The sequence below is a fragment of the Mesorhizobium sp. WSM3864 genome, assembly GCF_002294955.1.
In the GTDB taxonomy this organism is placed as follows: domain Bacteria; phylum Pseudomonadota; class Alphaproteobacteria; order Rhizobiales; family Rhizobiaceae; genus Mesorhizobium.
Genome location: NZ_NSGD01000002.1, coordinates 351,226 through 366,229, shown reverse-complemented (window position 1 = coordinate 366,229; position 15,004 = coordinate 351,226). Strand labels below are relative to the sequence as shown.

Genomic DNA, 15,004 nt, shown 5'->3' with positions numbered 1-15,004 from the left:
AGATCAGGCAGCCGCGACCTGCGCCGAGTTGGAGCCGATATAATTGCGGATCGTCTCGATGATCTTGTCCTGGTCGGCTTCGCTGAGATAGGCGTGCATCGGCAGACAGAGGATCTGCTTCGGCAGCTTTTCCGAAACCGCAAGACCGGTCGGCGTGCGCGGATAGTCGCGGTAGGCGATTTGTTCGTGCAGCGGCTTCACGTAATAGATGACCGACGGGATGCCTTTTTCGCCGAGATGCGCCTTCAACCCGTCGCGCTTCGGCGTCTCGATGGCATATTGTGCCCAGGCCGAGCGGCCGTGGCCGAGATTGCGTGATGCCTTGACGATGTCGCCAAGCCCATTGGCGTAACGGTCGGCGACCGCCTGGCGGGCCACCATCTCCTCCTCGAGGATGGCGAGCTTCTCGATCAGGATCGCCGCCTGCAGCGTGTCGAGGCGGGAATTGATGCCGACGCGGATGTTGTCGTACTGCGTCTCGCCCTTGCCGTGGAAGGCGAAGGAGCGCAGCTTGTCGGCGAGCGCAGCATCATTGGTGAACATCGCGCCGCCATCGCCGTAGCAGCCGAGCGGCTTGGCCGGATAGAAGCTGGTCGAGCCGACATGGCCGAAGGCGCCGCACATCGTGCCGTCGGCCGAGCCGCCCATCGACTGGGCGGCGTCCTCGATCACCAGCAGGCCCTCGCGCTTTGCGATCGCCATGATCGCCTCGTAGTCGGCGGCAAGTCCAAACAGGTCGACCGGGATGATCGCCTTCGGCTTCAGCCTTCCTTGCTTCTTGATCATGTCGATCGCCGCCTCGAGGCTGGCGATATCGATGTTGTAGGTGTCGGGATCGACGTCGACGAAGACAGGCTCGGCCTTGGCGAGCGCCACCACTTCGGCCGTCGCGGCGAAGGTGAAGCTTGGCACGAACACGGCATCGCCCGGACCGATGCCGGCCGCAAACAGCGGCAGAAGCAGCGCATCGGTGCCGTTGGCGCAGGCCACCACATGCTTGACGCCGACATAAGCCGCGAGCTTGTTCTCGAATTCTGCGACTTGCGGGCCGAGGATGTAACGGCCGTCTTCGACCACCGTGTCGATCGCGGCCTTCAGCCGGTCGCGGATTCGTTCGCGCTGCGCGCCAAGATCGATGAACTGCATGTCGGCCTCAGATGCTGCCAGTAAACCGGCCCGCTGGTACCAGACTTGCCACGGCTGAAAAAGCCGCCCATGGCCAAGGCGAATTGCGCAAGTGTCGCAGCCTGTTACCGTTTTCTGCCTGCGCATTGCCAGAAGAAGCCGGAAATCCGGGCTTCCAAGCGTATTCGAAGCGGCTCTTGTCGCGCTGTTTCCGGCCTTCGAAACATAAAGTGATCGCTCCGGCGGGGACCGCCGGCGAGACCGGGCAGCCGATCAGGCGATTTCGTGCCGCCATGGCGGGTTGGCGCCGGCCCGAGATACCGTCACGGCGGCGGCCCTGGCGCCAAGCTCCAGCGCGCTGCGGATGGCTTCCTCCGAGAGGCCGCCGATCGCTGCTTTGGTGAGCAGACCCTGCTCGTGCAGCGAGGCAAGGATGCCGGCATTGAAGGTGTCGCCGGCGCCGACCGTGTCGACCACCTTCACCTTCCGCGGCACCACCGTGACCTTGTGCTCCCTGCTGTAGCCGACGGCGCCTTCGCTGCCATGGGTGACGACGATCAGGCTGGGACCGCGGTCCAGCCAGTTGCGCACGACCTCCTCGTGCGAGCCCGCTTCGTCGAACCAGTTGAGGTCTTCGTCCGACAGTTTGACGATGTCGGCCATCGCCATCATCTCGCGGATGCGCCTCAGATGCTTGGCCTTGTCCGGAATGAAGTTCGGCCGGATGTTGGGGTCGAGCATCATCACCCGGCTGTTGTGCTCGCGCCGCATGAACTCCTCATAGGCCGATCCCGCCGGTTCCGAGATCAGGCTGATCGCGCCGAACAGCATCGCCTCGATCTCGGCGCCGAGCTTCGGCAGGTCCTCGATGGCGAGCATGCGCCCGGCGGTGTTCTCGTCGTAGAACGTATAGGTCGCCTGGCCATCGGTGAGCCGCACGAAGGCGAGCGTGGTCGGCTTGGGCGAGGTGTGCGCATAGGTCGAGCTCACCTTGCTGGCTCCCAGCGCCTCGCGGAGCTGGCCGCCGAACAGGTCGGAGGAGAGACCCGAGAAGAAGCCTGCCGGAGCGCCCAGCCGCCCGAGCGCGATCGCCGTGTTGAACACCGCCCCGCCGACATAAGGCGCGAAGGCCGCTTCGCCTTCCGCTGTCGTGCGCGGCAGCATGTCGATCAGGGCTTCGCCACAGCAGAGGATCATTGTGTCTCGGTCTCCGGCGGATGGATCACGCCCTTACGGATGATGATGTTGGCATAAAGCCTGGGTTCGCTGGTCGCGACGATCGCATGCGCGGCCTTGACGCGTGCATAGAAGTCGGCCCCCGCCAGCGCAATCACCTTGTGCCCCGGCGCGCGTTTGGCGCAGACCGCTTCCATCTCGTGATGCACGGGATCGGCGAGCGCCGGATCGCCTTTGACCGAGGCGCGGAACAGGGCCTCCGGCACCGCCTCATCCACCGGCAGCACGCTCAAAACGGCGTCCAGCACCGGAATGACGGCATGGCCGTCGGCGCGGATCAGCCTGCGCGCCTGTTCCTCGGCCGGATAATTGCCGTCGACGATGGCGATCTCGTCGCCATGGCCCATGGCCCTGAGCGTCGCCAGAAGCTGCGGGCCGAGCAGCGACGGAATGCCGATCAGCATGGTCAGGCGCTCCTGGAAATCGTCGTCGGTCCGATCAGGAAGCGTTCGGAAAGCGGCAGGCTGGCGCCGCCAAGCGCCCGCGCATGGATGCCGACCGTTCCTTCGCGTACGACCGGCAGCTTCAGCCCCTCGGCGTCGATACCGGTGATCGCGTCCGTCACCGCATCGACAAGCCTCCGCCGCACGTCGAGCGGCATCCAGCCGTCGATCACCGCGGCCTCGAAATCGATGACCGACGAGGCGGCAACGATCGCATAGGCCAGCGCTTGTGCAGCACTTGCGATCCAGTCGTCGAGCTCGGCGCCGATCTCGCCCCATTCCTGCGGCGAGGTCCACAGATAGGAGCCGTCGATGCCCTTGGCGCTCAGCGCCTTTTCCAGCATGGCGATCGAGGCGACATCGATAAGCTGTGTCGGCTTGCCGTCCGGCCCGGGCACCGGCATCGAACCCAGGGCGCCGGCATTGCCGGTCGGCCCGCCGAACAGGCGGCCGTTGAGCACGATGCCGCCGCCGGCAAAGGCGCCGATATAGAAATAGACGAAGTCGCGCGCCGCGCCTGCCTGGCCGAAGACGAGCTCTGCCCCGCAAGCGGACGTGGCGTCGTTCTGCAGATAGACCGGAAAGTCGCATTGGGACTGGATGTCGGCGCGGATGTCGCGATGGCGCCATTCATCCATGATCTCGCGCGGCGCGCCGGCTGTGTCGGCCCAGCTCCAAAGCTCGAACGGCATGGCGATCCCGAGCCCGGCGATGCGCTTGTCCTGCGCCGGTGTCAGCTCGCCGCGCATTTGTTTGATCCCAGCGCCGACGAACTCCACCGTCTCGCGCGGCGCCGGATAACGATAGGAATTCTGCAGCATCGATCGCACATTGCCGAGGAAGTCGATCAGCACCAGCTCGGCGCTGCGGCGGCCGATCTTGAGACCGATGAAGAAAGCTCCTTCCGGATTGAGCGCCATCGGGATCGACGGCTGGCCGATCTTGCCGCGCAGCGGCGCCTGGCGCACGAGCAGCTTGTCCTCTTCCAGCTCCCGCATGATGACGGATACCGTCTGGGCCGACAGCCCGGTCATGCGCGCGATGTCGGATTTGGCGAGGCTGCCATGCTGGCGCACCAGTGACAGCACCAGCCTTTCATTGTGGTCGCGCATGCCGCTCTGGTTCGTGCCGCGATGCAGCCGGCTCTCCAGAGCCTCGGGCGAACCGTGCCTCGCAATGCCGGTCTCCACCCTGTTCCTCCCGTCGGTTTCCCCACACTGGCTTTTCGTTCAGAATGAGTGAACAGCGCAAGTCTGTCAATAATAAATAAGAGTGATTTAATTATTGACAGATGATGCGGACTGGTGTCTTTTGGGGTGGCGTCCACGCTGGGAAAAACGGTTGGATGCGCTCGAGGCGCCGGGTTGGCCGGCGTCCGGAATGGTTCCATTGGGAGGAAATCGTGACCAAGAAATCGCTGCTGAAGTCCACCGTATTCGCGGCGGCCGGGCTGGGCCTGCTCGCATTCGCCTCGTCCGCATCGGCTGCGGGCGTCGGCGCCTGCCTGATCACCAAGACCGACACCAATCCCTTCTTCGTGAAGATGAAGGAAGGCGCCACCGCCAAGGCCAAGGAACTCGGCGTCGACCTGAAGACCTATGCCGGCAAGATCGACGGCGACAGCGAGAGCCAGGTCGCGGCGATCGAGAGCTGCATCGCCGACGGCGCCAAGGGCATCCTGATCACCGCCTCTGACACCAAGGGCATCGTGCCGACGGTGAAGAAGGCGCGTGACGCCGGCCTGCTGGTGATCGCCCTCGACACGCCGCTCGATCCGATCGACGCTGCCGATGCGACCTTCGCCACCGACAATCTGGAGGCCGGCAAGCTGATCGGCGCCTGGGCCGCCGCCACGCTCGGCGACAAGGCCAAGGACGCCAAGATCGGCTTCCTCGACCTCACTCCCTCGCAGCCGACCGTCGACGTTCTGCGCGACCAGGGCTTCATGATGGGCTACGGCATCGACGTGAAGGATCCCAACAAAATCGGCGACGAAGACGATCCGCGCATCGTCGGCCACGACGTGACCAACGGCAATGAGGAAGGCGGCCGCAAGGCGATGGAGAACCTCCTGCAAAAGGACAACACCATCAACGTCATCCACACCATCAACGAGCCGGCCGCAGTCGGTGCCTACCAGGCGCTCAAGGCCGTCGGTCTGGAAAAGCAGGTGCTGATCGTTTCGGTCGACGGCGGCTGCCCGGGCGTCAAGTCGGTTGCCGAGGGCGTTATCGGCGCCACCTCGCAGCAGTACCCGCTGCAGATGGCGGCGCTCGGCATCGAGGCGATCGCCAAATTTGCCAAGGACGGAACGAAGCCGAAGCCGACCGAAGGGAAGAACTTCTTCGACACCGGCGTCAATCTCGTCACCGACAAGCCGGCCAACGGCGTCAAGTCGATCGACACCAAGGAAGGCCTCGCCAAGTGCTGGGGCTGACGCTCTGACGGTTCACAAAGCTTGCGGCTGGGGGCTTGATCCCCGGCCGCATCGGGTGGACGATGCGCCTTCGTCAAGCGCGGACAATCCTGGCGACAGACCGGAAGAGGCGTCGACGGCGCGCGCAGCAATGAGAAGGCTGTGCGCATACGGGAGGATACATGTCTCAGATTCAGGAATTCGAGAAGGTACTTTCGGGCAGCGACTCCAGCGTCGCGGCCTTCGACGAGCACGGCAAGTCGTTCGTCAAGCGCGCCCAGCATTTCCTGCACTCCACGCCGGCGGCGGTGCCGCTGATCGTGCTGGTGCTGTCGGTCATCATCTTCGGCGTTGCCATCGGCGGCCGCTTCTTTTCGTCCTACACGCTGACGCTGATCCTGCAGCAGATCGCCATCGTCGGCATCCTGGGGGCTGCCCAGACGCTGGTCATCCTGACCGCCGGCATCGATCTTTCGATCGGCGTGGTGATGGTCATCTCGGCGGTGGTCATGGGCAACTGCGCCATCACCTACGGCATGCCGACAATCCTGGCCGTGGTGCTTGGGCTTGGCGCAGGCGCTGTTTGCGGCATGCTCAACGGCTTGTTGGTCGCCTATATGAAATTGCCGCCCTTCATCGTGACACTGGGCACCTGGAACATCGTCATGGCCACCAATTTCATCTACTCGGCCAATGAGACGATCCGCGACGCCGATGTCGACGCTCAGGCGCCGCTGCTGCATCTCTTCGCGCTGAGCTTCAGGGTCGGCTCCGCCGTGCTGACGGCCGGCGTCATCGCCATGGTGCTGTTGGTGCTGCTGTTGTGGTATGTGCTCAACCACACGGCGTGGGGCCGCCATGTCTATGCCGTCGGCGACGACCCGGAAGCGGCGAAACTCTCCGGTATCCAGACCAAGTCTGTGCTGATGGCCGTCTATACGCTTGCCGGTCTGATCGCCGCCTTCGCTGCCTGGGTGTCGATCGGCCGCAACGGCTCGATCTCGCCGTCCGCCGCCGTCACCGACTACAATCTGCAAGCGATCACCGCGACCGTGATCGGGGGCATCTCGCTCTTTGGCGGCCGCGGCTCCATCCTCGGCACGCTGTTCGGCGCCATGATCGTCGGCGTCGTCTCGATGGGCCTCAACATGCTGGGCGCTGACCCGCAATGGAAAGTGCTGCTCACCGGTGTCCTGATTATCGGCGCCGTGGCGATCGACCAGTGGATCAGAAAGGTTTCGGTGTAACCATGACCCAGCAGGCTGTTCTCACCGCGCGCGGTCTGACCAAGCGCTACGGCCGCGTGACCGCGCTCAACAACTGCGACTTCGATCTCTACCCGGGAGAAATCCTGGCCGTGATCGGCGACAACGGCGCCGGCAAGTCGACGCTCATCAAGGCGATCTCCGGCGCCGTGCATCCCGATGAAGGGGTGATTGAGCTGGACGGCAAGCAGGTCCAGTTCAAATCGCCCATCGAGGCCCGCGAGGCGGGGATCGAGACCGTCTACCAGAACCTGGCATTGTCGCCGGCGCTGTCGATCGCCGACAACATGTTTCTCGGCCGCGAGATCCGCAAACCGGGTCCGCTCGGCAGTTGGTTTCGCATGCTGGATCGTCCGGCGATGGAAAAGCGCGCCCGCGACAAGCTGACCGAACTCGGCCTGATGACCATCCAGAACATCAGCCAGGCGGTGGAGACGCTCTCGGGCGGCCAGCGCCAGGGCGTCGCCGTGGCTCGCGCCGCCGCCTTCGGATCGAAGGTGGTGATCATGGACGAACCGACGGCGGCGCTCGGCGTCAAGGAAAGCCGCCGCGTCCTCGAGCTAATCCTCGACGTCAAGAAGCGCGGCCTGCCGATCGTGCTCATCTCGCACAACATGCCGCATGTCTTCGAGGTCGCCGATCGCATCCACATCCACCGGCTTGGACGGCGTCTGTGCGTCGTCGATCCGAAGCAGATTTCGATGTCGGATGCCGTCGCGCTCATGACCGGCGCCAAGAAGCCGCCGGAGGACGCGCTGGCGGCCTGATCTCCGCCCCACCATGGTAATTGGCCGCAGGTGCATCGGATGGACACTCCGCTAAATCGATTTAACATTATATGCTGCAGCGCGGCAAACTGGGGTAGGAGAAACGGTGAAAGCCGCTATGATCAGGCCAACCGAACGAGAGGCGATATGAAACCCGCCATGACGATCGAAGCCCCCGCTCTCGACCACCCCGATCCCAGGACGCTCGCCGAAGAAGTCCTGATGTCGCTCAAATACCGGGTCGGCAAGGACACCACCGTCGCAACGCCCTACGACTGGCTGACCGCCTCGATCAAGGTGGTGCGCGACCGCGTCGTCGATCACTGGATCCAGGCGACCAAGGAAGCCTACGACCAGCAGGAAAAGCGCGTTTACTATCTCTCGCTCGAATTCCTCATCGGGCGCCTGATGCGCGACGCCTTCTCCAATCTCGGCCTGATGGAGAACATGCGTGAGGCGCTGGCTTCGCTCGGCGTGGATCTCGACTTGATCGCCGGCCTTGAACCGGACGCAGCCCTCGGCAATGGCGGCCTCGGCCGGCTCGCCGCCTGCTTCATGGAAAGCATGGCAACGGTCGATATTCCCGCCCACGGCTACGGCATCCGCTACGCCAACGGCATGTTCCGGCAGGAGATCCATGACGGCTGGCAGGTCGAGCTGCCGGAGACCTGGCTCGACCACGGCAACCCGTGGGAGTTCGAGCGGCGCGAACGTTCCTTCGAGGTCGGCTTCGGCGGCTCCGTGGAATCGATCACCTCAAAGGACGGCCGCCTGGAGCGCCATGTCTGGAGGCCCAACGAGCATGTGCTGGCGGTCGCTTATGACACGCCGGTCGCGGGCTGGCGCGCCAAGCGCGTCAACACGCTGCGGCTCTGGTCCGGCATGCCGATCGACCCGATTCTGCTCGACAAGTTCAATGCCGGCGACCACATCGGCGCGCTCGCCGAAAGCAACAAGGCGGACGCGCTGTCGCGCGTTCTCTATCCGGCCGACTCGCACATGGCCGGGCAGGAGCTCCGGCTGCGCCAGGAATATTTCTTCTCGACTGCTTCGCTGCAGGACATCGTCCAGCGGCATCTCAGCCAGTACGGCGACCTGAAGTCGTTGCCCGACAAGGCCGCGATCCACCTGAACGACACCCATCCGGCCGTCGCCGTGCCGGAACTGATGCGGCTTCTGATGGACGTTCACGGCATGGATTTCGACCTTGCCTGGGACATCACCAAGCGCACCTTCGCCTACACCAACCACACGCTGCTGCCGGAGGCGTTGGAAAGCTGGCCGGTGCCGCTGTTCGAGCGTCTCTTGCCGCGCCACATGCAGATCGTCTACGCCATCAACGCCCAGGTTCTCCTGGAGGCGCGGGCCACCGGAAAATTCTCGGGCGAGCAGATCGCCCGCATCTCGCTGATCCAGGAAAATGGCGACCGCCGCGTGCGCATGGGCAACCTCGCTTTCGTCGGCTCGCATTCGATCAACGGCGTCTCGGCGCTGCACACCGATCTGATGAAGGAGACGGTGTTTGCCGATCTCCACAAGCTCTATCCCGACCGCATCAACAACAAGACCAACGGCATCACGCCCAGGCGCTGGCTGATCCAGTGCAATCCGGGCCTGACCGCGCTTGCCCGCGAAGCGATCGGGAACCGCTTCATGGACGACATCGAAGCGATCAAGGATCTCGATCCTCTTGCCGGCGACTCCGCTTTCCGCGAGAAGTTTGCCGCCGTGAAGCGCCAGAACAAGGTGAGGCTTGCAAACCTAGTCGCCGACCGGCTCGGCATCAGGCTCGATCCTTCAGCGCTGTTCGACATCCAGGTCAAGCGCATCCACGAATACAAGCGCCAATTGCTCAACATTCTGGAGGCGATCGCGCTCTACGACCAGATCCGCTCGCATCCCGAGCGGGACTGGATGCCGCGGGTTAAATTCTTCGGCGGCAAGGCGGCGCCGAGCTACCACAACGCCAAGCTCATCATCAAACTGGCCAACGACGTCGCCCGGGTGATCAACGGCGATCCCTCGACGCGCGGCCTGCTCAAGGTTGTGTTCGTGCCGAACTACAATGTCAGCCTCGCCGAGGTAATGATGCCGGCGGCCGATCTTTCCGAGCAGATCTCGACCGCCGGTATGGAGGCTTCCGGCACCGGCAACATGAAGTTTGCCCTCAACGGCGCCTTGACCATCGGCACGCTCGACGGCGCCAATGTCGAGATCAAGGAGCGCGTCGGCGACGACAACATCTTCATCTTCGGCCTCACCACCGCCGAGGTCGCCGAACGCCGCGACAACGGCTACAATCCGCGCGGCGTGATCGCGTCCTCGCCGGAGTTGTCGCAGGCGGTGTCGGCGATCTCCTCCGGCGTCTTCTCGCCTGACGATCCCAACCGCTACCGCGACCTCATGAACGGCCTTTATCAGAGCGACTGGTTCATGGTGGCGGCCGATTTCGACTCCTACGCCGCCTGCCAGCGCGAGGTCGACGACGTCTGGCGCAACAGTCCCGACTGGTACGCGCGCGCCATCCGCAATGTCGCCCGCGTCGGCTGGTTCTCGTCCGATCGCACCATTCGCCAATACGCGAAAGAAATCTGGAACGTACCTGTCTGATGTGATTGCATGAGGCCGCCGACAACGTGGACGTGCATGTCGCCCAAAAGTGCCTAGCCGTTTTGGGCCAACATATGCACAAACCAGAATAGTTCCCAGGGAGGGACGCCGCCTGATGAGGAAGCCGCGCGCGACCGCTGCAACAAGCGGGCCGGACGGACTGGCGCCAGCCGGCGATGTCGCGGCCATTGTCGCCGGAACGCATGGCGATCCCTTTGCAATTCTGGGTGTGCACGCGGCCGGCAAGGGCTTTGTCGCCCGCTGCTTCGTGCCCAATGCCGAATGCGTCACCGCCTATACGCTCACTGGCAAGGAAGCCGGGGAACTCGTGCGCAGCAACGATGCCGGCTTCTTCGAGGGCAAGCTTTCGACCCGCAAGCGTCAGCCGTTGCGCTATCACGCGAGGAATGCCGGCGGCGACTGGTGGCTGACCGACCCTTATTCCTTCGGCCCGGTGCTGGGCCCGATGGACGACTACTACATGGCGGAGGGCTCGCACCTGAGGCTCTTCGACAAGCTCGGCGCCCATATCATCGAGCATGAGGGGGCCACCGGCGTGCATTTCGCGGTATGGGCGCCCAATGCCCGGCGCGTCTCGGTGGTTGGCGCCTTCAACGACTGGGACGGCCGCCGGCACACCATGCGCGACCGCAAGGACACCGGCATCTGGGAGCTGTTCATTCCGGACCTCGGCGCCGGCCAGCCTTACAAGTTCGAGATCATCGGTCCCGACGGCGTGCGCCTGCCCCTCAAGGCCGATCCGTTCGCCTTCGAGTCCGAGCTGCGCCCGGCGACCGCTTCGGTGACGGCGCCGCCGATGGCGCATCAATGGGGCGACGAGGCGCATCGCAGCTTCTGGCAAAAGGCCGATCCGCGGCGCGAGGCGATCTCGATCTACGAGGTCCATGCCGGCTCGTGGCAGCGGCGCGATGACGGCACCTTCCTCACCTGGGACGAGCTCGCCGCGCAGCTGATTCCCTACGTGGTCGAAACCGGCTTCACGCATATCGAGTTCCTTCCGATCTCGGAGCACCCCTACGATCCGTCCTGGGGCTACCAGACGACCGGCCTTTATGCGCCGACCGCGCGCTTCGGCGATCCCGACGGCTTCGCCCGCTTCGTCGACGGTGCGCATCGTGCCGGCGTCGGCGTCATCCTCGACTGGGTGCCGGCGCATTTCCCCGTCGACGAGCATGGGCTGGTGAAGTTCGACGGCACCGCGCTTTACGAGCATGCCGACCCGCGCCAGGGTTTTCACCCCGACTGGAATACCGCCATCTACAATTTCGGCCGCCGCGAGGTGGTGTCGTTCCTCGTCAACAACGCGCTGTTCTGGGCCGAAAAATACCATGTCGACGGTTTGCGCGTCGACGCTGTCGCCTCGATGCTCTACCTCGATTATTCGCGCAGGTCAGGCGAGTGGATACCCAACGAGAAAGGCGGGCGCGAGAATTTGCAGGCGGTCAGCTTCCTGCAGAAGATGAACAAGGAGCTTTACGGCCATCATCCCGGGGTGATGACGATCGCCGAAGAATCGACCTCATGGCCTAAGGTGTCGCAGCCGGTGCATGAAGGTGGGCTCGGCTTCGGCTTCAAATGGAACATGGGCTTCATGCACGACACGCTGGAGTATTTCTCCAAGGAGCCGATCTACCGCAAGCACCATCACAACGACATCACCTTCGGCCTTGTCTACGCTTTCTCCGAGAATTTCGTGCTGCCGCTCTCCCATGACGAGGTCGTGCACGGCAAGGGCACGCTGCTCCACAAGATGGCAGGCGACGACTGGCAGAAATTTGCCACGCTGCGCGCCTACTACGCCTTCATGTGGGGTTATCCCGGCAAGAAGCTCCTGTTCATGGGCCAGGAATTCGCCCAGCGCCGCGAGTGGAGCGAGGAACGCGCGCTCGACTGGAATCTGCTGGAGCACGCCCCGCACCGCGGCGTCCGGCAGGCGGTGCGGGACTTGAACTACCTCTACCGTTCGCGCCCGGCGCTGCATGCACGCGACTGCGAGCCGGAAGGCTTCTCCTGGCTGATCGTCGACGATCGCGACAACTCCGTCTTTGCCTGGCTGCGCAGCGCGCCGGACGGCAACCCGATCGCCGTCATTTCCAACTTCACGCCGGTGCCGCGCGAGAACTATCGCGTGCCGCTGCCGAAGGCGGGCGAGTGGCGCGAGATCATCAACACTGACGCCGCCGAGTATGGCGGCTCCGGCATGGGCAATGGCGGCATGATCGTGGCGAGCGGGGAAGGGGGCGGCACGTCGGCGACGATGCTCTTGCCGCCGCTGTCGACGATCATGCTGGAATTCGTCGCGGACGAAGCAAAGGTCCGGACAGCTTAGGAGGGAGGCAAACGATGGCAGAGATCAAGAGAACCCAGCCGCTGGCGCGCGATGCCATGGCCTATGTGCTGGCCGGCGGCCGCGGCAGCCGCCTCAAGGAGCTGACCGACCGGCGCGCCAAGCCCGCCGTCTATTTCGGCGGCAAGACGCGCATCATCGATTTTGCGCTGTCCAATGCGCTCAACTCCGGCATTCGCCGTCTCGGCGTCGCCACCCAATACAAGGCGCACTCGCTGATCCGCCACCTGCAGCGTGGCTGGAACTTCCTGCGCCCCGAACGAAACGAGAGCTTCGACATCCTGCCCGCCTCGCAGCGCGTCTCGGAAACGCAGTGGTACGAGGGCACGGCGGATGCGGTCTACCAGAACATCGATATCATCGAGGCCTATGGCCCCGAATACATGGTCATCCTAGCCGGCGACCACATCTACAAGATGGATTACGAGCTGATGCTGCGCCAGCACGTCGATGCCGGCGCCGATGTCACCGTCGGCTGCCTCGAAGTGCCGCGCATGGAGGCGACCGGCTTCGGCGTCATGCATGTCGACAAGAAGGACACCATCATCTCCTTCATCGAGAAACCCGCCGACCCGCCCGGCATACCGGACAAGCCGGACCATGCGCTGGCCTCGATGGGCATCTATGTCTTCAAGACCAAGTTCCTGATGGAGCAGTTGCGCCGCGACGCGGCCGAGCCAGGATCCAGCCGCGACTTCGGCAAGGACATCATCCCCTACATCGTCCAGCACGGTAAGGCGATCGCCCACCGCTTCGCCAAATCCTGCGTCCGCTCCTCGCACGAGTCGGAGCCTTACTGGCGCGACGTCGGGACGGTGGACGCCTATTGGGAAGCCAATATCGACCTGACCGATGTCACGCCCGAACTCGATCTCTACGACCGGGATTGGCCGATCTGGACCTATGCCGAATTGAAGCCGCCGGCCAAATTCGTGCATGACGAGGACGGCCGTCGCGGCGAGGCGATCTCCTCGCTGGTGTCCGGCGACTGCATCGTTTCCGGCGCATCGCTGCGCCGCAGCCTGATCTTCACCGGCGCGCGCATCAATTCCTATTCGAAGCTCGAGGAAGTGGTGATGCTGCCCGACGTTCAGGTTGGGCGCAACGCGCGCCTCAAGCGCGTCGTCATCGACCATGGCGTCCACATCCCGGAGGGACTGGTGGTCGGCGAGGATGCGGCACTCGACGCCAAGCGCTTCCGCGTTTCGGAAAAGGGCATATGCCTGATCACTCAGGATATGATCAACAAGCTGTCAACCTGATAGGGTTGATCGGCAAGTTGTCAGCCTGATCAACAAGCTGTCACTTTAGCCGTGGATCTTAGGCGCATGCAGGTTCTGTCCGTCACGCCCGAAATCTTCCCGCTGATCAAGACCGGCGGGCTTGCCGACGTGACCGGTGCCCTGCCGATCGCGCTCGCCAGCAAGGGCGTGGCGATGCGCACGCTCATCCCCGGCTACCCGGTGGTGATGGACGCCTTCAAGAAAAAGAAGGCCGTCTACCAGTACCCGCTGCTGCAGGGCGGCAAGGCTTCGGTTCATGCGGTCAAGATCGGCGAGCTCGAGCTCTTCGTGCTCGACGCGCCGCATCTTTTCGACCGCCAGGGCGGGCCCTATGGTACCGCCTCCGGCTCCGACTGGCCCGACAACTGGCGGCGCTTCGCGGCGCTGAGCCAGGTCGGCGGCGACATCGCCGGCGGCGCGATCTCCGGCTACCAGCCAGATATCGTGCATGCCCATGACTGGCAGTCGGCAATGACGCTCGCCTATATGCGCTACGGCAACGCGATCGGCGTGCCGTCGCTGATCACCGTGCACAACCTTGCTTTTCAGGGACAGTTCGGCTCCGGCATTTTCGGCGAGCTCGGCCTGCCGGGCGTGGCGATGCAGCTCGATGGCGTCGAATACTATGGCGGCGTCGGCTTCCTCAAGGCCGGCCTGCAGGCCGCCTGGGCGATCACCACGGTGAGCCCGACCTACGCGCAGGAAATCCGCTCGCCGGAATTCGGCATGGGCCTCGACGGCCTGATCAACATGCGCGCCGTCGACCTCTACGGCATCGTCAACGGCATCGATGTCGACATCTGGAACCCGGCGACCGACAAGCACCTGGTAGCCAACTACTCGGCCGAGACGCTGGAAGCGCGCGCCCTGAACCGCAAGGCCGTGGAGGACCGTTTCAGTCTCGAGCCTGACGACAGCCCGATCGTCTGCGTGGTCAGCCGTCTGACCTGGCAGAAGGGCATGGACATATTGGCCGCGGTCGTCGACGGCATCGTTCAGCGCGGAGCACGGCTGGCGGTTCTGGGCTCGGGCGATGCCGGCCTCGAAGGCTCGCTGCTCGCCGCGGCCGCGCGGCATCGCGGCCGCGTCGGCGTCGTCATCGGCTATGACGAGGCGCTCTCCCACATCATGCAGGGCGGTTGCGACGCCATCGTCATCCCTTCACGCTTCGAGCCCTGCGGCCTGACCCAGCTCTATGGATTGCGCTATGGCTGCGTGCCGGTCGTCGCCCGCACCGGCGGCCTCGCCGACACCATCATCGACGCCAACGAGGCGGCACTTTCGGCCGGCGTCGCCACCGGTTTCCAATTCGCGCCGAACAATGGCGGCGCCCTCCTGCACGCCATCCGTCGCCTGGTCGAAGCGCATGCCAGACCAGCCGCCTGGGCCTCGCTCCAGCGCCAGGGCATGAAGGCCGACGTTTCCTGGGACAAGAGCGCCGAGAAATATGTCGAACTCTATCGCTTGCTGCTTTCAAAAAGGGCTGCCTGA

Annotated in this window: 11 protein-coding genes; 7 read left to right on the top strand and 4 right to left on the bottom strand. The window is 64.2% G+C overall.

Features of this window, described 5'->3' with window-relative positions; genetic code table 11:
- Positions 1 to 3: 3 nt before the first annotated feature.
- The 4 genes from CK215_RS05995 to CK215_RS05980 form a co-directional block, all read right to left on the bottom strand.
- Positions 4 to 1,146: a DegT/DnrJ/EryC1/StrS aminotransferase family protein gene (locus CK215_RS05995; protein WP_066997804.1), complete on the bottom strand. Its 1,143-nt coding sequence runs from the start codon at positions 1,144 to 1,146 to the stop codon at positions 4 to 6.
- Between the two features lie 252 nt (positions 1,147 to 1,398).
- Positions 1,399 to 2,322: a carbohydrate kinase gene (locus CK215_RS05990; protein ID WP_095830393.1), complete on the bottom strand. Its 924-nt coding sequence runs from the start codon at positions 2,320 to 2,322 to the stop codon at positions 1,399 to 1,401.
- Positions 2,319 to 2,765, bottom strand: coding sequence for an RbsD/FucU domain-containing protein (locus CK215_RS05985; RefSeq protein WP_066997799.1), 447 nt, complete (start codon positions 2,763 to 2,765; stop codon positions 2,319 to 2,321). Before CK215_RS05985 ends, CK215_RS05990 begins: the two co-directional genes overlap by 4 nt.
- A gap of 2 nt (positions 2,766 to 2,767) precedes the next feature.
- Positions 2,768 to 3,994 carry an ROK family transcriptional regulator gene (locus CK215_RS05980; protein ID WP_095781659.1) on the bottom strand — a complete coding sequence of 409 codons (1,227 nt, stop codon included), beginning with the start codon at positions 3,992 to 3,994 and terminating at the stop codon, positions 2,768 to 2,770.
- A gap of 212 nt (positions 3,995 to 4,206) precedes the next feature.
- Between CK215_RS05980 and CK215_RS05975 the strand changes: the two genes are divergently transcribed.
- The 7 genes from CK215_RS05975 (at position 4,207) to glgA (ending at position 15,004) form a co-directional block, all read left to right on the top strand.
- Positions 4,207 to 5,241, top strand: a complete 1,035-nt coding sequence (locus tag CK215_RS05975; protein WP_066998169.1) for a sugar ABC transporter substrate-binding protein — start codon at positions 4,207 to 4,209, stop codon at positions 5,239 to 5,241.
- A gap of 161 nt (positions 5,242 to 5,402) precedes the next feature.
- On the top strand, positions 5,403 to 6,467 hold the full coding sequence (locus tag CK215_RS05970; RefSeq protein WP_066997793.1) for an ABC transporter permease: 1,065 nt from the start codon (positions 5,403 to 5,405) through the stop codon (positions 6,465 to 6,467).
- Between the two features lie 2 nt (positions 6,468 to 6,469).
- Positions 6,470 to 7,252: an ATP-binding cassette domain-containing protein gene (locus CK215_RS05965; protein WP_066997791.1), complete on the top strand. Its 783-nt coding sequence runs from the start codon at positions 6,470 to 6,472 to the stop codon at positions 7,250 to 7,252.
- 147 nt (positions 7,253 to 7,399) lie between these two features.
- Entirely contained in the window at positions 7,400 to 9,862 is a 2,463-nt protein-coding gene (locus CK215_RS05960; protein WP_095830392.1) for a glycogen/starch/alpha-glucan phosphorylase, read from the top strand.
- Positions 9,863 to 9,977: 115 nt separating this feature from the next.
- The gene (glgB, locus tag CK215_RS05955) at positions 9,978 to 12,212 is read left to right on the top strand and encodes a 1,4-alpha-glucan branching protein GlgB (protein WP_095830391.1); all 2,235 of its coding nucleotides are present in this window, start codon (positions 9,978 to 9,980) and stop codon (positions 12,210 to 12,212) included.
- 14 nt (positions 12,213 to 12,226) lie between these two features.
- Positions 12,227 to 13,492 (top strand): glucose-1-phosphate adenylyltransferase, encoded by a 1,266-nt coding sequence (glgC, locus tag CK215_RS05950; protein ID WP_066997781.1) that lies wholly within the window; start codon positions 12,227 to 12,229, stop codon positions 13,490 to 13,492.
- Between the two features lie 66 nt (positions 13,493 to 13,558).
- Positions 13,559 to 15,004, top strand: a complete 1,446-nt coding sequence (gene glgA / locus CK215_RS05945) for a glycogen synthase GlgA (protein WP_095830390.1) — start codon at positions 13,559 to 13,561, stop codon at positions 15,002 to 15,004.